The 20,147-nt window shown below is 57.4% G+C and carries 15 protein-coding genes and 1 pseudogene; 3 read left to right on the top strand and 13 right to left on the bottom strand.

Features of this window, described 5'->3' with window-relative positions:
- Window positions 1–9: 9 nt before the first annotated feature.
- The 3 genes from CVU69_07340 to glmU all read right to left on the bottom strand — a co-directional run bounded on the left by CVU69_07340 (window position 10) and on the right by glmU (window position 6,570).
- On the bottom strand, window positions 10–3,255 hold the full coding sequence (locus CVU69_07340; GenBank protein ID PKN12294.1) for a DNA helicase II: 3,246 nt from the start codon (window positions 3,253–3,255) through the stop codon (window positions 10–12).
- Window positions 3,255–5,090 (bottom strand): glutamine--fructose-6-phosphate transaminase (isomerizing), encoded by a 1,836-nt coding sequence (gene glmS / locus CVU69_07345; GenBank protein ID PKN12295.1) that lies wholly within the window; start codon window positions 5,088–5,090, stop codon window positions 3,255–3,257. Before glmS ends, CVU69_07340 begins: the two co-directional genes overlap by 1 nt.
- 94 nt (window positions 5,091–5,184) lie before the next feature.
- Window positions 5,185–6,570, bottom strand: coding sequence for a bifunctional UDP-N-acetylglucosamine diphosphorylase/glucosamine-1-phosphate N-acetyltransferase GlmU (gene glmU / locus CVU69_07350; GenBank protein ID PKN12296.1), 1,386 nt, complete (start codon window positions 6,568–6,570; stop codon window positions 5,185–5,187).
- 185 nt (window positions 6,571–6,755) lie between these two features.
- Between glmU and CVU69_07355 the strand changes: the two genes are divergently transcribed.
- Together CVU69_07355 and CVU69_07360 are read left to right on the top strand one after the other, a co-directional pair.
- On the top strand, window positions 6,756–7,298 hold the full coding sequence (locus CVU69_07355; protein PKN12297.1) for a hypothetical protein: 543 nt from the start codon (window positions 6,756–6,758) through the stop codon (window positions 7,296–7,298).
- 7 nt (window positions 7,299–7,305) lie between these two features.
- Window positions 7,306–7,767, top strand: a complete 462-nt coding sequence (locus CVU69_07360; protein PKN12298.1) for a ribonuclease HI — start codon at window positions 7,306–7,308, stop codon at window positions 7,765–7,767.
- Between the two features lie 42 nt (window positions 7,768–7,809).
- Here the strand turns inward: CVU69_07360 and CVU69_07365 are convergent, their stop codons facing one another.
- Window positions 7,810–8,361: a hypothetical protein gene (locus tag CVU69_07365; GenBank protein PKN12299.1), complete on the bottom strand. Its 552-nt coding sequence runs from the start codon at window positions 8,359–8,361 to the stop codon at window positions 7,810–7,812.
- A 97-nt stretch (window positions 8,362–8,458) separates the two neighbouring features.
- Entirely contained in the window at window positions 8,459–9,253 is a 795-nt protein-coding gene (locus CVU69_07370; protein ID PKN12448.1) for a carboxylesterase, read from the bottom strand.
- 185 nt (window positions 9,254–9,438) lie between these two features.
- Here CVU69_07370 and CVU69_07375 point away from each other — a divergent pair, with 185 nt between their 5' ends.
- Window positions 9,439–10,416, top strand: coding sequence for a porphobilinogen synthase (locus tag CVU69_07375; GenBank protein ID PKN12449.1), 978 nt, complete (start codon window positions 9,439–9,441; stop codon window positions 10,414–10,416).
- Between the two features lie 51 nt (window positions 10,417–10,467).
- On the opposite strand, the pseudogene CVU69_07380 reads toward CVU69_07375, so the two are convergent.
- The 8 genes and pseudogenes from CVU69_07380 to CVU69_07415 all read right to left on the bottom strand — a co-directional run bounded on the left by CVU69_07380 (window position 10,468) and on the right by CVU69_07415 (window position 20,143).
- A pseudogene (locus CVU69_07380) lies at window positions 10,468–12,435 on the bottom strand (sodium:proton exchanger).
- A 47-nt stretch (window positions 12,436–12,482) separates the two neighbouring features.
- Window positions 12,483–13,724: a glucose-1-phosphate adenylyltransferase gene (gene glgC / locus CVU69_07385; protein ID PKN12300.1), complete on the bottom strand. Its 1,242-nt coding sequence runs from the start codon at window positions 13,722–13,724 to the stop codon at window positions 12,483–12,485.
- 188 nt (window positions 13,725–13,912) lie between these two features.
- Window positions 13,913–14,329 (bottom strand): hypothetical protein, encoded by a 417-nt coding sequence (locus CVU69_07390; protein PKN12301.1) that lies wholly within the window; start codon window positions 14,327–14,329, stop codon window positions 13,913–13,915.
- A 34-nt stretch (window positions 14,330–14,363) separates the two neighbouring features.
- Window positions 14,364–15,221, bottom strand: a complete 858-nt coding sequence (locus CVU69_07395; protein PKN12302.1) for a chromosome partitioning protein ParB — start codon at window positions 15,219–15,221, stop codon at window positions 14,364–14,366.
- Window positions 15,218–15,985 (bottom strand): chromosome partitioning protein ParA, encoded by a 768-nt coding sequence (locus CVU69_07400; GenBank protein PKN12303.1) that lies wholly within the window; start codon window positions 15,983–15,985, stop codon window positions 15,218–15,220. The genes CVU69_07395 and CVU69_07400 overlap by 4 nt, the downstream gene beginning before the upstream one ends.
- Window positions 15,986–16,066: 81 nt before the next feature.
- On the bottom strand, window positions 16,067–16,708 hold the full coding sequence (locus CVU69_07405) for a 16S rRNA (guanine(527)-N(7))-methyltransferase RsmG (GenBank protein ID PKN12304.1): 642 nt from the start codon (window positions 16,706–16,708) through the stop codon (window positions 16,067–16,069).
- A 132-nt stretch (window positions 16,709–16,840) separates the two neighbouring features.
- Window positions 16,841–18,706: a tRNA uridine-5-carboxymethylaminomethyl(34) synthesis enzyme MnmG gene (locus tag CVU69_07410; protein PKN12305.1), complete on the bottom strand. Its 1,866-nt coding sequence runs from the start codon at window positions 18,704–18,706 to the stop codon at window positions 16,841–16,843.
- A gap of 72 nt (window positions 18,707–18,778) precedes the next feature.
- Window positions 18,779–20,143, bottom strand: a complete 1,365-nt coding sequence (locus CVU69_07415) for a tRNA uridine-5-carboxymethylaminomethyl(34) synthesis GTPase MnmE (protein ID PKN12306.1) — start codon at window positions 20,141–20,143, stop codon at window positions 18,779–18,781.
- Window positions 20,144–20,147: the final 4 nt, after the last annotated feature.

Genomic DNA, 20,147 nt, shown 5'->3' on the forward strand with positions numbered 1-20,147 from the left:
GCCTGTGACTTACGGCTGAAAGAGCTCCATCTGCTCCCCCGGCCGGGTGCGACGCCGGTTGGGGGCGGCTTCGACGCTGGTCAAAAAGCCGGTGGGAATTTCTTTGAGAAAGCGCGAAGGGATCGACGGACCACTGCTGCGACTGGCAGCAGTGGAGAGGATCGCCTGATTTCTGGCGCGGGTGAGACCGACGTAGAAGAGGCGGCGCTCCTCCTCGATGTCGTTGTTGCCGCTCAGGGTGGCGGGGAGGAGTCCTTCTTCGAGGCCGGGGAGAAAGACCACCGGGAATTCGAGCCCCTTGGCGGCGTGCAGAGTCAACAGCGCCACCGCCTCACTGCCGGCATCGTAGATAGTGCCGCCGGCGTTGCGCCGCAGATAGTCGGCAAAGGTATTGATGTCACGGCCAAAAGTGCCGGCAAGGTCAAGGAAGCGCCGCAGCTGCGGATCATCAACCGCGCCGGACAGGAAAGTGCGGTGCCCCTCCAGGGCCGTGGCGATGCCGAACTGGCGGGCCTGGGCGACAAAGAGGGGGACGAGATCACTGAGCTCGGCAATTTTCCGGGCGATGACGGTTGGCAATTCCAGGGTGCGGGCGATGGTGAAGAAGTCGCCGGCCAGGGGGAAGGCGGCCGCTACTTTGTCAATATCAGCAGCTGTCAGGGTGCCGAGGGAGCGCAGCAAGGCGAGACCATCGCTGATCGGGCCGTCGCCGCTTGCCATTTGCAGAAAGTGATAAAGGCCAATCAGCGACGGCGCCATATAGAAAGGGGGAACGCCGACCTGCTGGCAGGGGATGCCGCGGCGCTCCAGAGCGGTGAGGAGCGGTTCGGCCTGACGGCGCGAGCGGACAAGGATGGCGATCTCGGCAAAGGAGTGGCCGCGCCCCCCCTCCTCCCCGCCCCGTCCGCTGTAAAGGGAGAAGCTCTCGATGCCGCCGACGAGTTCTTCGATGCGGCGGACGATGAACTCCGCCTCGGCAGCGGCGCTCGGCGTCGTCGCGACTTCGATAACACCGCTGTGACTCTCCTCTGCCTGCAGGACCAGCCCGCTCTTCTGGCGGTTGTGGCTGATCAGGGCGGCGGCGGCATCGACAATCGCCCCGGCACTGCGGTAGTTGCGAAAGAGCTGCAGCCGCGTCGTCTCCGGGGCGCGGCTGAAGTCGAAGAAGAAGCCGGGATCGCTGCCGCGAAAGCCGTAGATCGACTGGTCGGGGTCGCCAATGGCGAAGATGCGACAGGTCTCGCCAAGGCGGCGGACCAGCTCGTACTGACCGGCATCGAGATCCTGGAATTCGTCGACAAAGAGCTGCAGCACGGTTTCGCGCACCTCATCGTCAAAGTCGCTGTTGCGCTCAAGCTCCGCCAGAAAGGTCGGGATGACGCCGTCGAGATCGATGGCCCCAAGCTGCACCAGTTCGGCAAGATAACTTTGCAGATCGGGGTGCGGCAGGGCCGGAGCGTTGGCCGCCCAGGCGCTGAAGTGTTCACTGATCGCCGTCGCCAGGGTCTGGTGCTCCTGACGGCGGCGCTCCGGGAAGAGGGCGTAGAGCAGACGGAGACGCTCGGCCGGTCCGACGACCAAAAGCTGCGGCTTCTCGCGGCGCAGCCATTCGAGACAAAAGGCGTGGAAGGTGCCGACAAAGAGATCTTCGGCGTCCCGTCCGGCCTGCGCCACCAGCCGTGCGCGCAGCTCTTCCGCCGCCCGGTTGGTGAAGGTGATCGCCCAGAGGGTCGCCGGATCGGCACCGGCCTTGAGCAGAGCCCCGAGACGTTCGACCAGAGTGTAGGTCTTGCCGGTGCCGGGGCCGGCGGCAACCAAAACGTGGCGACTGCTGCAATGGATCGCCACCTGCTGCTCCAGGTTCGGCCCGGCCGGGGCGACGGCCGCTGCGGCGGCGAGAGTGGGCAGAGGCGGCGCCACGAACGGTTCGGGGAGCGGCTTCTTCTTACGCCGCGGCCGGGGGGGATCGTCCCCGAAGAGGGAACTCTGACCGGCAAGTTTTTCAAGCTCACCTTCGGCAAAGACGCGGATGACGCCGAATTCGCCGTCATAACCGGCTTGGCGGATCACCTCACCGCGACGCATCCGTTGTACCGCTTCGCCGAGGAGGGGCGACCATTCGGCCAGCGCCGCTACCGGCGTGTGGAGAAGGAGTTCAAACTCGGCTCCAAAGCGGTTGATCGCCTGCCCGTACTGGCCCTGCGTCTCTTTGGCAGTCGATCCGAGGCCAAGGATTTCGCCAAGAATTTCCGGCAGAGGGATGAGGCTGTGAACAACCGGGGCCGTTGCGGCAAAGAGCGGCAGATCGCGGTCGGCGAGTTCGAGGACGCGGTTCTGCACGCCGATCGTCAACGGCTTGCCACAGACCGGACAGAGATTGTTGCGCTGCCGGGATTCGTGCGGGTCAAGGCAGATGTTGCAGGAACGATGACCGTCGGCGTGGTACTTCCCTTCTTCGGGAAAGAATTCGATCGTCCCGGCAAAAGTATCGCGGTGATTCGCCTTGAGGGCCGCGCGCAGGGAAAAGAAGTCGTAACCGGTGGTGAAGAGGTTGGCTTCGCGGCCGAGCTTCCCCGGGGAATGGCAGTCGGAGTTGGAGATCAGGGCAAAGCGGTCGAGGGCCGAGATCGTCCGGTTCATCGCCGGATCAGAGGAGAGACCGGTCTCCAGGGCAAAGATGTGCTCGCTGAGATCGTCGAAACATTCCTCGACCGAGTCGAAGCCGGAACGGGAACCGAACAGCGAGAACCACGGCGTCCAGATGTGGGCGGGGACGAGAAAGCCTTCCGGGGCGGCTTCGAGGACGATTTCAAGGAGATTGCGGGAGTCGAGACCAAGGATGGGGCGGCCGTCCGATTCGATATTGCCGATAGCGGCGAGACGGGTATTGATCCGCTCGGCGGCCGCAAAGTCGGGGACATAAAGGAGATTATGGACCTTGCGGGTGGCGCCTGCGCGCTTGTAGATGGAGCTCACCTCCGCCGAAAGGAGGAAGCGCACCGGCGTCTGCGGCGGGCGCACGCCAGGGAGGAGTTCGGGGATGCGGCTTTCGTCGCGCAGGCGGAAAAGGCCGGGCTCGGCCGGTTCGAGCTCTTCTTTCAAGCGGCGGAACCAGCCGGGGTGGGTAAAGTCACCGGTGCCGATGATCTGAATCCCCTTGATCCGCGCCCACGCCGCCAGACCGTAAAGGTTGCTGTCGGGGCTGGTGGCCCGGGAAAAGGGCGAATGGATGTGCAGATCGGCGATGTAATTCATTACTCCACGGTCACACTCTTGGCGAGGTTACGCGGCTGATCGACGTCGGTCCCCTTGAGGACGGCGACGTAGTAGGCAAGGAGCTGCAGCGGGATGGAAGTGAGGATCGGCATGAGCTCGTCACTGCTCGCCGGGACAAGGAGGATCGCTTCGGCTTTATCGGAAAGGTCGGCGACACCATCGGCGGTGGTGACAACGATCACCCGGCCGCCGCGCGCCCGCACCTCTTCGAGGTTGGAAACGACCTTCTCGAAGGTGGCATTCTTCGGGGCGATCACCACTACCGGCAGCTGCTCGTCGATCAGGGCGATCGGACCGTGCTTCATCTCGCCGGCAGGATAACCTTCGGCATGGATGTAAGAGATCTCCTTGAGCTTGAGGGCGCCTTCGAGGGCGATCGGATATTGATTGCCGCGGCCGAGGTAGAGGAAATCCCGGGCATTCATGAAGGCCTGCGCCACCTTTTCAATGTCGCTATTGAGCTCCAGAGTCTCTTCGATGAGGCGGGGGAGCTGCACCAGATCAAGGAGGAGGGCGCTGGCCTCAACCGTGCTCAGGGTGCCGCGCGCCCGGCCGAGACGGACGGCGAGAAGGGTGAGCGCAACGAGCTGGGTGGTAAAGGCCTTGGTCGAAGCGACGCCGATCTCCGGCCCAGCGTGGGTGTAAAGGGCACCGTCCGCTTCCCGGGCGATCGACGCTTCGACGACGTTGCAGAGGGCGAGAGTGCGTCCCCCCTTCCCCTTCGCTTCACGCAGGGCAGCAAGAGTATCAGCGGTCTCGCCGCTCTGGCTGATGAGGACGGTGAGACTTTGCGGCGTGACGATCGGATCGCGATAACGGAATTCACTGGCGATATCGACCTCCACCGGGATGCGCGCCAGCTTTTCGATCAGGAATTTGCCGACCAGCGCCGCATGCCAGGAGGTGCCGCAGGCAACAATATACAGGCGTTCGAGACTCTGCACATCGGCGTCCCCGAGGCGCAGGCCATCAAGAAAAGTGTCGCTCTGCTCATCGACAATCCGCCCGGCCAGGGTATCGGCGATGGAACGGGGCTGCTCATAAATCTCCTTGAGCATGAAATGGCGATACCCCCCCTTCTCCGCCATTGCCGGACTCCAGGTAATGGTCTTGGCGGCGCGCTCGACCAGGGTGCCGTCAAGGCGACTCATCTTCATCCCAGCTTCGCTGAAGACGACCATCTCACCATCTTCGAGAAAGATCATCTGCCGGGTGTGGGACAGAATTGCCGGGATGTCGGAAGCGACAAAGTATTCACCTGCGCCGAGGCCGACGACCAGGGGGGAGCCGACCTTGGCGGCAATAAGGAGATTTGGCTCCTGCTCGCAAAGGATGGCGACGGAAAAGGCGCCGCGCAGTTCGGTAAAAGCCGCCCGTACCGCGTCTTCAAACGAGCCAAGGGTTTTGTAACGCTCCTCAATGAGGTGGGCGATGACCTCGGTATCGGTCTCGGAAAGGAAAATATGCCCGCACCCTTGCAGCATCCCTTTGAGTTGCAGGTAATTTTCGATGATGCCGTTGTGGACGACGACGATGCCGCCGGCACAGTGGGGATGAGCATTGGTCTCGGAGGGGCGGCCGTGCGTTGCCCAGCGGGTATGACCGATGCCACGGTTGCCGTTGGCCGGCGCGGCCTGGAGAACTGTTTCAAGATTGATCAACTTCCCTTCGGCGCGGCGAATTTCGATCTTGCCGCCGTTGACGAGGGTGGCAATTCCTGCCGAGTCGTAGCCACGGTATTCGAGACGACGCAAGCCGTCGATAATGATGGGGGTGGCATTCTGCTGGCCGATATATCCGACAATACCGCACATGGGTGGTTATCCTTAAAAGGTCTTTTCTTCGCAGGGGCGCCCCTTGTGGGTGCCCTAAAAGCGGGCACCCACAAGGGGCGCCCCTACCAATGAATCATTTCTTCTGCTGCTTCGCTCGCTTCTTCGCCGCCCACCCCTCGATCACCCGCTGGTCCGTTCGCGACAGAGCCAGGGCATCGGGGGGGACATCCTTCGTGATCGTCGAACCGGCGGCGATAAGGCTGCCGCTGCCAATTGTCACCGGCGCAATAAATTGGGTATCGCTGCCGACGAAGACATCGTCGCCAATGGTCGTACGGTATTTGTTCACCCCGTCGTAATTGCAGGTGATGGTGCCGCAGCCGAAGTTGACCCGCTCGCCGACCTCAGCATCGCCGATATAGGTGAGGTGGCTCGCCTGGCTCTTCTTACCGAAGCGCGCCTTCTTGGTCTCGACAAAGTTGCCGATCTTGTTGTCGCCGAGGAGGATCGTCCCGGCACGGAGGTGGGCCATTGGACCGATGGCGCAGCCGACACCGATCTCGGAACCCTCGACAATCGATCCCGCTTTAATGTGGACTCCTTCAGCAATGCAGGAATCGGTGATCATCGCCCCCGGTTCAACGATGCAATTGCCAGCCACCTTTGTCGTCCCGCGTAGATGGACGCCGGGATGAATAATGGTGTCGGCGCCGATCGTGACGCCCGGTTCGATGTAAGTAGCAAACGGATCGACAATCGTCACCCCGGCGCGCTGATGCTGGCGATTAATCCGCTGCCGCAGCAAACCATCGGCTTCGGCGAGCTGGACTCGATCATTGATCCCCATCGCCTCCTCCCCTTCCGCCGCCGCCAGAGCGCAGACCTTCCTGCCGGCACTCCGGGCCAGCGCCAAAACATCGGTGAGGTAGTATTCGCCCTGGGCGTTGTTGCAGCCGACCTGACTCAGAGCCGTAAAGACAAAGGGAGCTGCAAAGCAGTAGATCCCGGTATTGATCTCCTGCAGAGCGCGAATCTCCGGGGTGGCATCCTTCTCTTCAACGATGGCGACAACCTCATCACCATCCCGCACCACCCGGCCATAACCATGGGGATTCTCCAGGGTGGCGGTGAGGACGGTGACACTTGCCCCCTGGCCATGATGATAATCGAGGAGCTGCGTAATCGTTGTCGCCCGCAGCAGCGGTACATCACCGCAGAGGAGGAGAATCGTGCCGCTGAAGTCGGCCAGGGCCGGCTGAGCGCAGAGGAGCGCATGGCCGGTGCCGAGCTGTTCGGCCTGCAGGGCAAAGGTGACGTTCTCCGCCGCCAGAGCGGTCTCCACTGCTTCGGCACCGTGGCCGACAACGAGGACCGTCGTCGTCGAGCCGAGTTGTCGGGCGAGTCGAACCGGATAGTGGATCAATGGTTCACCGCACAGGGGGTGGAGGACTTTCGACAATGCCGATTTCATCCGCGTCCCCTTGCCGGCGGCAAGAATGACCGTTGCCAGTGACTTCATATGTTCCCCTTAAAGCATACTTTGTGGACTGAGAAAGAAAAGATCTGACATTATCGATAAAAAGGGGGCTAGCGTCAATGAACTTTCTATTCAAAACTCGCACCGACAAGGGCGTTGTCCGTAAAAATCATTTTCTTTTCATGATGAAAACAAGTATAGTTTTTCGCTCTTTACAGGAGGGCCCCATGATCAAACGCGAGATTTTTGAACAGGAATTGAACCGGATCGAAGCCACAATCCGGGAGATCGATCAAAACTACGAAAAATATTTCGCCGGGATCGAACGCCGTCCGCCGGAAAAATTGCGTGAGGAGCTCGGTCTTGAAATCCGACGCCTTGCGAACCGTTATATCCCCCAGACCGATCTGCGCTATCGTTACCAGATGCTGGCAACCCGCTTTCACAGCTATTACGGCAACTGGGAGCGACTGATGAAGCAGATCGAGGAGGGGAAGTTTGTCCGCAAGCTGGAAAGACTCCGGGTCGGAAGCGCTCCCCCCGAAGTGACCCGCAAAGGAGAAGACATCACTCCGGCCCAGAGTGAAGCGGAACGGATCAGCGCCGAGATTGCCGCGATCAGCGGTAAGACACCGGATCGCCAGAAGATCGCCACCCTGCTGGCCGAACAGCGCGCCCAACTCAGCAGTCGCTTTACCGGTCGTGAATTCGAATTCATCGTCACCTGCGAAGACGGCAAACCAAAACTCAAAGCCCGCCCCAAGGGATAACCTCTTCATGACCGCACCACTCCCGGAGTTAATTGACATTTTCAGTGACGGCGCCTGTTCGGGTAATCCCGGACCGGGGGGCTGGGGGACGATCCTGCGCTGCGGTGACCACGAAAAAGAACTGGCCGGCTTTGCCGCCATGACCACCAACAACCGCATGGAGCTCTTTGCCGCCCTTTCCGGCTTAAAAGCCCTCAAACGTCCTTGCCGGGTGCGGGTGACGAGTGATTCCCAGTATCTCTGCAAAGGGATGACAACGTGGATCTTCAACTGGAAGAAGAAGGGCTGGAAGAACAGTAAAAAGGAGGAGGTCGTCAATCGCGACCTTTGGGAAGAACTCGATGAGCAGGCGCAGCGCCACCAGATCGAATGGGTCTGGGTGCGGGGGCATGACGGTCATGCCGAGAATGAACGCTGTGATGAACTGGCCCGCACCGCGATCGCCCGGGGCCTTGCCGCGGCAAAGTAAACCGCCCTTCTCTTTTGTAAAGAAGGGCGGCGTTTCTCTCAGCTATTCACGAACATAAGTATCGACATCCGTGGCGTGAACCATCCCCATCAAACGGGAATACTCCTCTTCGATCAACTGAAAATGATGATCGGTCGAGCGGGCATTCCACTCGTAGACTTTCTTCACCTCAGGATCAGCAATCTTCGCCGCCATAGCCCGCAATTGCTCGGCCAAGGCCTTCTCTTTATCGAGCGCCAGCAACATCGCCTTGCGCTCGGTAAAATCAGCGACCAGTTTGCCGACATTGGCAAAGGGGCCTTCGACGTCATCGCTCGTCGCGATAAAAGTCGTAAAATTATTTTCGTCGCCGCCCTCGGGATCGATTGCAAAGAAAGTATGGGCATGCTCCTTCTCTTCGCGGGCGAGAAGATTGAAAAAGTTTTTGGTCTTCTCATCCTGGCTTTGTCCAGCGCAGGCAAGATAAAAATTCATCGCATTCTTTTCTACCTTCATGGCGGTGTGAATCGCCGCAATCACCTCTTTAGTCATAATCATACTCTCCTTGTTGATGTTATTTTTTTGGTTTAAGGTCCATCCTTGCCGCTTTGGCATTAATTATACACGGATTTTCGGCAAAAGAAAGCGGATAAAAAAAGTAATAAATGACTGTGGGTGGGAGAAAAACCCGGAGCACCGGACTCTCAATACTTTAAATCGGGCCGGCAGTCCTTTCCCGGGTCTTGGTGATCTGCTGGAGAAAAACAATGATCCGCGCCGCCACCAGCGCCCGGCTATCGCGGTGAGAAGGGATCAGATGCCGCCCGGCGGGGGTCTCCGGCAGAGTAAAGAGCTCAACCGTCACCTCTGCCGAACGCACGCCGTTGGCGATCATCAAGGCGTTGCTCGTCGGAACGACTTCATCATGACTGGCGTGCAGAATCAGCAAGGGCTCGGTAATCTCTCCCAACTTTTCCGCAATAGGGTCGAGCCCTTGGATGAAACTGTGCAGCTGCGGCAGGAGGCGGACGCCACTGTAGCCCCCCCACGGCGCAATCTCTCTGGCAACAGGATTCTCAGCGGCTTTCGGCCAGCGCGGCCGGACATGTTTGAGGAAGCCGATCAGCGGCAGGCGCCAGTCGGCGGCCTCGGGAGGGAAGAAGCGATACAGATAAACCGGCGCCGCCAGAGTCACCACTCCGGCAAGATCGTAGCGCTGAGCGAGATGGAGAGCAAGGCTCCCCCCCATCGAATGGCCGATGACAACAACCCGCCGGCCCCGGCCGATCACCTCTTCGCAGGCCCGTTCGGCAGCCGCCCGCCAATCCGGAAAGAAGGTGCGGGAAAAATCGTCAATGCTGGTGGCGTGACCGGGGAGGGTGAGACGGATCACCTCGAACCCCTCAGTCTCCAGGGCCCGCGCCAACGGCTCCATCTCGACGGTTGAACCGGCAAAACCGTGAATAAGGAGACAGACGATCTTCTCCGCTACCGAGTTCGCCGCCATGACCTTCGCCGGGCACAGCACGATCAAAAAAAGAAGGAGGAATGGGATCCAACCCCGCGCTACTTGCGTCACAACATCCCTGCCCGCCATCATCCTGCCTTTCTCACGGCGATTTTTTTTGCCTTAACGCGCCGTTGCGGTTAAAATCCCCGCGTCGCCATACTTTAACCTGCCAGGAGGCTGAAATGTACTTCCCCGAATACCGTGCCCGCCGTTTGCGGCGCAATGACACGCTGCGCCGCATGGTGCGGGAAACTTTTTTGCGCCCCGAAGATCTCATCTATCCGATGTTCTCCGCCTACGGCAGTAACATCAAAAAAGAGATCGTCTCAATGCCCGGCATTTATCAGCAGTCGATCGAGCATATCGTCGCCGAAGCGCAGGAAGTTTACGATCTGGGAATTCCGGCGGTCATCCTCTTCGGGATCCCCAAGGTCAAGGATGCCGTCGGATCCGACGCCTACAGTGCGCACGGCATTATCCAGGAAACGATCCGGGCCATCAAGAAAGCGGTGCCGAAGCTGCTGGTGATTACCGACGTCTGCCTCTGTGAGTATACCGACCACGGTCACTGCGGCGTGATTGTCGATGGCGATGTCGACAATGACAGCACCCTCGATCTCCTCGCCAGGGAAGCTCTTTCCCACGCCCAGGCCGGCGCCGACATCGTTGCCCCTTCCGACATGATGGATGGCCGCGTCGCCGCGATTCGCGCCAGCCTCGACAGCAACGGTTTTTCCCAAATTCCAATCATGAGCTACGCGGTTAAATACGCCAGCGCTTATTACGGCCCCTTCCGGGACGCCGCCGAATCGACGCCGCAATTCGGTGACCGCCGCTCTTACCAGATGGATCCGGCCAACCGCCGCGAAGCCTTCCGCGAAGCCGCTCTTGATGTTGCCGAGTGCGCCGACTTCCTCATGGTCAAACCCGCCCTCGCCTACCTCGATATCCTCCGTGATATCAAGGAGCGCTTCGATCTGCCGCTGGTCGCTTATAACGTCTCCGGCGAATATTCGATGATCAAGGCCGCAGCCGCCAAGGGGTGGATCGACGAAGAGCGGGTGATGATGGAGACGCTGCTCGGCATGAAACGCGCCGGTGCCGACCTGATTATCACCTATCACGCCAAGGATGCGGCCCGGGTTCTCAAAGGCGCCTGATTTCCCCTCCCCCCCCCCCCCCCCCCCCCCCCCCCCCCCCCCCCCCGGCAGAAAGAGCTTTCCCGCCATCGCCAGCTGCGGCGGCGTACCGATCAGCAGCACCACATCCTCTTCTTGTAATTCCCAGACCGGATCAGGGTTGGGGATGACTTCCGCACCCCGACGGATCGCCAGCAAGGTTGCCCCGGAGCGGTTGCGGAGCGTCCCGGCGCCGAGAGTCTCACCCGCCAGAATCGACCCCGATGCAACGGTGAAGGTGCCGATCTCCGCACCGCTCAAAAAGCCGCTGATCTCCGCCGCAGGACTGTTGCTTTTGCTCAAAGTACGGAACATCTCATAGGAATCCTGGCGCACCGTCGACACACACTCTTCAATCTGGCTGTGCGGAATCAGATAACGCTTCAGCACCCGGGTAAAGATCTCGATGGAGGTTTCGAATTCCTCCGGAATGACATCGTTGGCACCAATCTCGTATAACGGCTCCATCTCGGCCAGATAGCGGGTGCGAACAACGATATGCAGACCGGGGTGGAGCTTGCGCGCCAGGGCGGCAACACGGCGACTGGCGGCCGCATCGGAGATGGCAATCACCAGGATCCGGGCTTTGGTTATCTGTACATGCTCCAGGACCTCGGGACTGGTCGCATCGCCAAAGACGATATGTGAACCACGCTTACGTTCGGTGGCAATGGTGTAGGGGTTGGCTTCGATCACTGCATAAGGGATGCTGTAAGCCTTCAGGACCTTGGCGAGATTCTTGCCATTGAGGCCGAAACCGACAATCACCACATGGTCCGCCATGCGAATCTTATGGCCGCCCTGCATCAGACCCCCCTTCCCCCGCACCAGTTTTCGGGGCAGAAAGCGGGTGACCTGCAACGCCACTGCCGGGCCGTATTTGAGGGCGACCGGGGTTAAAGCCATGGTCGCTACTGAGGCGGCGAGAAAGATCTGGTAAAGGTCATCAGGGAGGAGACCGCTCTTCACACCGGCCTGGGACAGGACAAAGGAGAACTCGCCGACCTGGGCCAGAGATAAACCGGCGACGATGGCAATCCGGGCAGGGATGCCGAGGAGGAGGATGGCGCCGCTGGCGACCACCCCCTTGATCAGGATGATCGCCAAAACCAGAACGATGATCAACACCGGTTTTTCAATGAAGATGCGCAGATCAAGGAGCATGCCGACGGAGATAAAGAAGAGGCTCATAAAGGCATCGCGAAAAGGGATAATATCCCCCAATGCTTGATGACTGTATTCCGATTCCGAGATCGCCAGACCGGCAATAAAAGCGCCGAGCGCCAGCGAAAGTCCGGCCAGGGAGGTGAGCCAGGCGGTACCGAAACCGACAAAGATGACCGTGAGGATAAATAGTTCGCGGCTGCGCGCCTTGACGACCTGATTGAAGATCCAGGGGACCGCATAACGCGCCCCGAAATGCGCCACCAGTACGACGCCGCCGGCGCGCAGCAGCATCAGTAAAATGTCACTCGCCCCCCCACCCTGACCGGCGAGGAAGGGGACCAGAAGCATCAACGGCACCACACACAGATCCTGAAAAATCAGGATCCCCAGGGCCGACTTGCCATGCGGCGAGTCGATGTCACCGGCATCCATCAACAACTTCATGAGGATGGCGGTACTGGAAAGGGCGAGGAGAAAACCGAAGAAGAGGGCTTGATTAAAGGGGAGAGAAAAAAGCATGCCGCCGGCGGCGACGAGGAGAATGGTGAGGACGACCTGCGCCCCTCCCCCCCAGAAGACCAAATGGCGAATACGCATCAGCTCGGTCAGGGAGAACTCGATACCGATGGTAAAGAGGAGGAGAACCACGCCGATTTCCGCCATCTGCTCGACATCATGGGTCGATTCAATCAGACGCAGGGCGTAGGGGCCGGCCAGTATCCCGGTGACGAGAAAACCGATAATCGACGGGATCATCAGTTTGCGGAAGAGGACCACCGTGATCAGGGCCAAGCCAAAGAGGATCTCCAGGTCTTTGAGAGCTTGAAATTCCATTTAATGACATACTCTTTCTCTAACAGCTCAACGGCGAAGGAGAAGTATCAGCGGTCGCGGCGCGGGACGACAACGATTCCGGACTCGGTCACCGTATAACCGCGGCGTTTGTCAGCTTCCAGGTCATAACCGATATCGCTGCCGTCGGGAATCGTCACCCCCTTATCGATAATCGCCTTCCTGATCCGGACGTGCCGGCCGATCGTAACATTTTCAAAGAGGATGGAATCTTCCACCAGACTGTAACTGTTCACCTTGCAAAGGGGCCCGAGGATAGAGCGCCGCACCGTGCTACCGCTGGTGATACAGCCGGCACAGACATAAGAATCGATATTGACGCCGCGCCGCTCTTCTTCATCAAAGACCGTCTTGGCCGGGGGATAATTCCCTTGATTGGTGAGGATCGGCCATTTGTAGTTGTAGAGATTCAGCTGCGGTGAAACATTGATCAGATCCATATTCGCTTCGTAATAAGACTCGATGGTCCCGACATCCTTCCAGTAACCGCGTTCTTCCGCCTTCATCCCGGGGATGACATTATCGTTGAGATTATAGGTATAGATGCGATCGCCTCCCGCCAGCATCATCGGAATGACATGTTTACCAAAGTCGAGATCTTCATACTTTTTCTTGCCTTCAAGGAGGACTTCTATCAGCTTTTTCGTGGAAAATATATAATTCCCCATCGAGGCAAAACAGGTATCCCGACCGGGAATCGGCTCGGGATTCGCAGGTTTTTCGTTAAAAGCCTCCACCCTGGCATCGTCATCTACCGATAAAATTCCGAAACGATCCGCATCCTCCATCGGAACTTCCAAGGCAGCGATAGTCAAATCCGCCCGATTCATCCGGTGAAAATGGATCATTTGTGCAATATCCATCTTGTAAATATGGTCGCCACCGAAAATTGCCACATAATCGGCGTCGGAGGATTCGACAAAGCGTAGATACTGGAGGATGGCGTCGGCTGTTCCTCGAAACCATTCTTCACTTTCACTGCTCGTCTCCGGCGAGATGGCAACGTAGAACTCACCGAGACCGGTCCATTTTCCCCAGGACTCACGAATATGTTTATTCAAAGAATAAGCGCGATACTGGGTGAGGATATAAACCTTTTTCAGCCCGGAATTAAAGAGGTTGGAAAGGACAAAATCGATAATCTTGTATTTACCACCAAAAGCCACACTCGGCTTGGCACGCCGGTTCGTCAGCGGACTGAGCCGTTCTCCCTTCCCGCCCGCCAGAACCATTGCAATGGTGTTGCGCCCGACATTATCCATTGAATACATAGCTGTCTCCTTGCAGGGATAAATAAAAAGTGGTCTACAGGCTTTTTATCATCTACGGTTTTATGCTACTTGGCAAGAGGGATTTAATCAAAGGATTTAATCAAAGGGAGCGGGGAGTATTGTTTGTGTGCGAGAAGAGAAAAGCCGCCACCTCACCGGGAGGGTGCGGTGGCGGCTTTTTATCAGTTTTACGGGGTCGAAGGGATGCCCGCTTCGCTCTTTTTCGATTTTTCAGCTGGCTTCATGATGACTTGACCGTTCCAGATAACGCCCTCTTCGATAATGAGACTGGGGGTTTCGACATCTCCATCAATCCGGGCGGGGGCACGCATTTCAACGCGGGAAACGGCCTTGATGCTCCCGCGGAGTTTGCCGCTGATAATCAGCGTCCCGACAATCACTTGCGCCTGAATATCGGCGGTCTCGCCGACGATCAAGGTATCACGCGAAGTGATCTCGCCGCGAAAAGCGCCATCAAGGCGGACAATTTCATCGAAGGCCATCTTCCCTTCAAAGTGACTGCCGGGACCGAGGAAGGCCTTGATCTCACCCTTTTCGAGGGCACTGTTCCGCTGTTTTGCATTATTGTCTTTGCGACCGAACATAGTTTTCTCCTTGAGCAAACGATAGCCAAAAGAATTACGAGCTGATTTTGAGTAGCTCCAGCAAACGGTCGAGATCCGGTGCCGAGTAATAAGCGATCTCAATCTTTCCACCCCGACCCTTCGGCAGGATTTTGACCTGAGTACCAAGCGCACGTTTCAGTTCGCTCGCAAGATGGAGAAGATCGGGATCTTTTTCGTTGGCCTGCTGACTGCGAAGCGGGGAGGCAACGCCGTTCTTCAAGCGTTTGACCAGTGTTTCAGTTTCGCGCACGGTCATGTTCTTCTTCAGCACATCATGGGCGGCGGTGGTGATCTGACTCGCATCTTCCAGAGAGAGGAGAGCCCGCGCCTGCCCCATGGAGAGCTTCGCTTCAATAACAAGATTGCGGACAACTGCGGGGAGGCGGAGCAAACGCAGGGCGTTGGCAACGGTGGAGCGCTCTTTACCGACCCGCTTGGCCACTTCTTCCTGGGAAAGATCAAAGGTTTCGATGAGGTTGCGATAGGCGTCGGCCTCCTCAATCGGATTAAGATCCTCGCGCTGGATATTCTCGATCAGCGCCATCTCCAGAGCAAAATCTTCACTGACATCTTTGATAACCACCGGAACTTCTAACAACCCGGCACGCTGCGAAGCCCGCCAACGCCGTTCGCCGGCAATAATCTGATAGTGGTCATCTACCCGGCGCACGACCAAGGGTTGAATGACCCCTTTTTCGCGAATCGAAGCGGCGAGTTCCTCAAGCTTGGCATCGGGGAAGGTTTTACGCGGCTGTTTATGGTTCGGTTTGATCTCTTCGATCGGACAGGAGAAATATTTACGCCCATCCTCCTGGATGGTTGTGTGCAGCAATGCCCCCATCCCTTTGCCGAGAGCGGTCTTTTTTATCATCTCTTTTCACCTTTAATGATCTCTTTAGCCAATTCGAGGTAAGCCGCCGCCCCCCGCGAAGAGATGTCGTAGAGCAGGACCGGCAGGCCGTGACTCGGCGCCTCGGACAAGCGGACATTACGGGGAACAACCGTCTCAAAAACCTGAGTCGTAAAGTGTTTACGCACTTCTTCGCTCACCTGTCGCGAAAGGTTGTTACGCGAATCATACATGGTCAGCAGAATACCGAGAAGCTCAAGCCGGGGGTTAATTTCGCGCTGTATCAACTGAATCGTCGTCATCAGCTGACTCATCCCTTCCATGGCGTAAAATTCACACTGTAGAGGAATCAAGACCGCGTCCGCCGCCGTCAGGGCATTGACCGTCAGCAGTCCCAGCGAGGGGGGGCAATCGATGATGATGTATTCGTAATCATTCTTGATTTCGGCGAGAGAGTTCTTGAGTTTCTGTTCACGCGCCAAGGCGGTGACCAGCTCAATTTCGGCGCCGACGAGATCAGTGTTGGCCGGGAGGACGTCAAGAAGCGCCAGGCTGGTGCGGACGAGAATCTCCCGCGCCGTCGCTTCGCCAATCAGGGCATGGTAGATGGTTCGTACCTGCGCCCCCTTTTCGATTCCCAGACCACTACAGGCATTGGCTTGCGGGTCCATATCGACCAAAAGGGTCTTTTTCTCGGCAACAGCCAGGGAGGCAGCAAGGTTAACGGCGGTGGTGGTCTTGCCGACTCCCCCCTTCTGGTTTGCAACGACAATGGTCTTAGCCATATTTGCCTCTGTCAGTAATTACATAAGGAGGGCAGTACGTTAACATAAACCCTCCTCACCGTTAAGAAAAAAGAGCTTCGCTCACAAAAGTTCAAGGATGATCAAGGTCCGCGCACCGTTCCCGCCGGGGAGATCAAGGTGATCGATCTTTTGTAAAGAAAACCCGGCACTCGTGAAAATTTTCTCCATTGCCATCACTTCCTTCTCCCCTTCCGGACCCTTCATGGCAATCAACCTGCCACCTGGCAGCAGAAAGGGGCGGGCAAGGCGGAGACAGTCAGGAAGAGAAGCAAAAGCCCGCGCCACCACCAGATTAAAATGACCGGCGAGAGCTGGCTCCTGTCCCAGGTCTTCGAGGCGACCATGCCGAGCGACAGCTCCGGTCAAAGCAAAGGTCCGGATCACATGCTTTTGAAAGGAGATTTTTTTTGCCACGGCATCGACACTGGTGAGGTTGAGCCCCGGCATGACCATCTTCAGTGGCAATCCGGGAAGCCCCCCGCCCGACCCCATATCGAGCAGAGTTTCATCACCGCGCAAATAAGGCAGCAGGGTCAAGGAATCGACCAGATGTTTTACCAGCGCTTCATCCCGGTTGGTGATGGCGGTCAGGTTGATACTTTGATTCCAGCGCAACAGTTCATCAAGAAATTGCAGCAATCGCTCTTCTTGACTTCTGTCGATCGTAATTCCCATCACGGCAAGAGCAGCTTGTAGCGTCATCTTCGGGTCGCCCTTTTCCTCTCCGTAACTAGCTGATATTTAAATGGAAAAAAAGAGGCTTCCAAATTTCGATTCTAAGCGCCTTTCTCTTCCCGGTGAAGGGGTGAGCTTACCCCGAAAAATGCGCTCTTTTTATCTTTTATGGAGAAGGACCGACAGGATGGCGATCGCCGCCGGGGTGACACCGGGAATCCGCGCCGCCTGACCAAGGTTGACCGGACGCACTGTTTCCAGCTTTTCGCGCACCTCGGTGGAGAGACTGGCCACCGCTTGATAATCAAAATCGACCGGGAGGGCTACGGACTCCATGCGCGCCAAACGCTGAATATCTTCGCGCTGGCGTTCGATGTAACCCTGATACTTGATCTGGATCTCGATTTGTTCATGCACCGCAGCACTGCCGAGGGCGAGCTCCGGCAGAAAACGGATCAGATCGTTCCAGGTAATTTCCGGACGACGCAGAAACTGCTCTAGGGTCGGAGCGTTTTGCAATCCCTGTAACTGATAATCTGCAAGGAGCTCGGGAGGATAACCCGAAGGGACGAGTCGCCTGGTCTTCAAGACTTCGAGTCCGGCCGCAATCGATTCTTGCTTCACCGTAAAATCGTGATAGGTCTCGGGAGCAATCAAGCCGACCTCATAACCGAACTTCCGCAGCCGGAGATCGGCATTATCTTCGCGCAAGAGAAGGCGATATTCCGCCCGGGACGTAAACATGCGATAAGGCTCACGCGTCCCCTGGGTGACAAGATCATCGATCATTACGCCGATATAGGCATCACCGCGTCCAAGAATCAAAGGCTCCCGCCCCTGCACCCGCAATGCCGCATTGATGCCGGCCATCAACCCCTGCGCCGCCGCTTCTTCGTAACCAGAGGTGCCGTTAATCTGCCCGGCATGATAAAGATTACGGATGAGCTTGGTCTCCAGGGAGGGCTTGATCTGAATCGGATCGACAAAATCATATTCGATGGCATAGGCCGGCCGCATGATTTCGACGCGCTCCAAACCGCTGAGCGAGCGATAAAAAGCCCACTGCACATCGATGGGAAGGGATGTCGACATCCCGGACGGATAGTATTCGACAGTCTCACGCCCTTCTGGCTCAATAAAGGTCTGGTGCCGCTCCTTTTCCGGGAAGCGCACCACCTTGTCCTCAATCGACGGACAGTAGCGGGGCCCCACCCCTTCGATAATCCCGGAATAAAGCGGGGAGCGATCAAGCCCTTTACGAATGATTTCATGGCTGCGCGGATTGGTGTAAGCAATGTAACAAGGAACCTGAGCCTGCTCAATCCTTGCTGTCGAGAAGGAGAAGGGCTGTGGGATAACATCACCAGGCTGCGCCTCGAGGCGCGAGAAATCGATGGTCCGCCCATCGAGACGCGCCGGTGTCCCGGTTTTGAGGCGGCCGACATTGAAACCGATTTCACGCAGCGAATCCGAAAGACCGATAGAAGGGAGATCGCCGGCCCGGCCGCCCGGATAATGCGTCAAGCCGATATGAATCAGCCCGCGCATAAATGTCCCGGTGGTGAGAATGACGGTCGACGCGCTGAAACGGACTCCGGTCTTGGTATCAACGCCGCAGACCGCCCCCTCTTCACAGTGGAGGGCCACGACTTCCATCTGTTTGAGATGGAGATTGTCGGTCTGCTCCAGAACCTTCTTCATCCGCAAGCGGTAAAGTTGTTTGTCCGCTTGTGCCCGCGAAGCGCGGACTGCCGGCCCTTTACGCATATTCAGGATACGGAACTGGATACCGGTAGCATCAATATTCTTGGCCATCTCGCCGCCAAGGGCGTCAATCTCGCGGACGAGATGGCCCTTAGCCTGTCCGCCAATCGACGGATTACAGGACATCAAAGCAATTGCATCAAGATTAATTGACAACATCAGCGTCTTCTGCCCCATGCGTGCCGCGGCCAAAGCGGCTTCGCAACCGGCATGGCCGGCGCCAACAACAATCACATCATAATGTTGGTCGTAAAGGATCACAGTTTTTTCCTGATAAGTACGATAATTATTTTACTTACAGCTGGTTAGCGTAAATGTTTCACGTGAAACAAACTATTTGCCGATACAAAAACGGCTAAAAATCCGATCAAGAATATCATCAGTCGTCGTCTCCCCGGTAATCGCTCCCAGGGCGGTCAGGACCGCACGCAATTCACAGGCAGCGAGTTCAAGAGGAGACCCATTTTGCACCAATCGTTCGAAAGAGACAAGCGCTTCCCGCGCCTGCAGCAGCGCCTCTTTGTGGCGGAGATCACAAATTAACGCCCCTTCCGCCATCTCTTCAGTCAGATCCGGGGCAAGTATTTCTTGAATTTTATCAGGTAGCAGATCAATTCCGGAATGATCGCGACAGGACACGAACAACTGCGGCAAGTCAGGCAGTGACGGAGTCACCGTACAAGGTAGATCAATTTTATTAGCGATCAGAAGGGTAGGAGTCTGCGCACAGCGCTGCAGGATCTCCTCATCGGCAGCGGTGAAACCGACCGAAGCGTCATAAACCAGCAGGACAAGATCGGCAAGGTCGAGCTTGGCAAAGGCTCGTTGCACGCCGAGTGTTTCAACAAGATCTTCACTGTCACGAATGCCGGCAGAATCGATAATACGGAAAGGAAGTCCGGACAGGACGATCGATTCCTCGATGGTGTCACGGGTCGTCCCGGGGAGAGATGAAACGATCGAACGCTCTTCCCCGACAAGGAGGTTCATCAAAGAACTCTTGCCGACATTCGGACGACCAAGGATGAGGAGAGAGGCACCGTCACGAACGATCCGCCCCTGCTCATAACTCATAATCAATCGCGTGAATTCCTGCTGCAAAAAGGTCGCGGTCACGGCGATTTGTCCTTCCTGTGCAGGGTCGATCTCATCTTCCGGAAAATCGACATAAGCTTCGATCAAGGCCAGGGTCTCCGTCACCTGATGACGCAGCGCTGTCACCAATCGGAAGATCCCGCCGTCGAGTTGCGCTACCGCCAGACGTCGCGAGGTTTCGCAGCGGGAATGGATTAAATCGACGACCGCTTCGGCCCGACTCAAATCGATCCGGCCATTTAAAAAGGCGCGACGTGTGAATTCGCCAGGGGGGGCAAGATGCAGTCCGCCCTGGATCAGGACGTCAAGAATACGACGTTGGATGATCCTTCCACCGTGACAATGAATCTCTCCGCAGTCTTCTCCAGTAAAGGAGTGCGGACCGGGGAAATAGACTGCCATGATTTCATCGACAACTTCACCTGCGGCATCGCGAAAATGACCGTGATAAAGGGTTCTGGCCTGCCATTCCTCCTTTTTTTGACTGCGTTGCACAAAGGTATTGAGCGTGACCAGGGTCAAAGGACCGCTGACGCGTAAAATAGCAATACCATATTCGCCGGGACCGGTGGCGATAGCAACGATCGTTTTATTTATATCCATGTAT

This window comes from Deltaproteobacteria bacterium HGW-Deltaproteobacteria-4 (assembly GCA_002841765.1).
Classification (GTDB): domain Bacteria; phylum Desulfobacterota; class Desulfuromonadia; order Desulfuromonadales; family UBA2197; genus UBA2197.

Bases quoted from the DNA above. Each gene is read 5' to 3' on its own strand.
- CVU69_07400 (PKN12303.1), bottom strand. From the start codon at position 15,985: ATGGCTAAGACCATTGTCGTTGCAAACCAGAAGGGGGGAGTCGGCAAG.
- glgC (PKN12300.1), bottom strand. From the start codon at position 13,724: ATGTATTCAATGGATAATGTCGGGCGCAACACCATTGCAATGGTTCTG.
- CVU69_07405 (PKN12304.1), bottom strand. From the start codon at position 16,708: ATGACGCTACAAGCTGCTCTTGCCGTGATGGGAATTACGATCGACAGA.
- CVU69_07370 (PKN12448.1), bottom strand. From the start codon at position 9,253: ATGGCGGCGAACTCGGTAGCGGAGAAGATCGTCTGTCTCCTTATTCAC.
- CVU69_07395 (PKN12302.1), bottom strand. From the start codon at position 15,221: ATGATAAAAAAGACCGCTCTCGGCAAAGGGATGGGGGCATTGCTGCAC.
- CVU69_07365 (PKN12299.1), bottom strand. From the start codon at position 8,361: ATGCCAAAGCGGCAAGGATGGACCTTAAACCAAAAAAATAACATCAAC.
- CVU69_07340 (PKN12294.1), bottom strand. From the start codon at position 3,255: ATGAATTACATCGCCGATCTGCACATCCATTCGCCCTTTTCCCGGGCC.
- glmS (PKN12295.1), bottom strand. From the start codon at position 5,090: ATGTGCGGTATTGTCGGATATATCGGCCAGCAGAATGCCACCCCCATC.
- CVU69_07360 (PKN12298.1), top strand. From the start codon at position 7,306: ATGACCGCACCACTCCCGGAGTTAATTGACATTTTCAGTGACGGCGCC.
- CVU69_07375 (PKN12449.1), top strand. From the start codon at position 9,439: ATGTACTTCCCCGAATACCGTGCCCGCCGTTTGCGGCGCAATGACACG.
- glmU (PKN12296.1), bottom strand. From the start codon at position 6,570: ATGAAGTCACTGGCAACGGTCATTCTTGCCGCCGGCAAGGGGACGCGG.
- CVU69_07355 (PKN12297.1), top strand. From the start codon at position 6,756: ATGATCAAACGCGAGATTTTTGAACAGGAATTGAACCGGATCGAAGCC.
- CVU69_07390 (PKN12301.1), bottom strand. From the start codon at position 14,329: ATGTTCGGTCGCAAAGACAATAATGCAAAACAGCGGAACAGTGCCCTC.
- CVU69_07415 (PKN12306.1), bottom strand. From the start codon at position 20,143: ATGGATATAAATAAAACGATCGTTGCTATCGCCACCGGTCCCGGCGAA.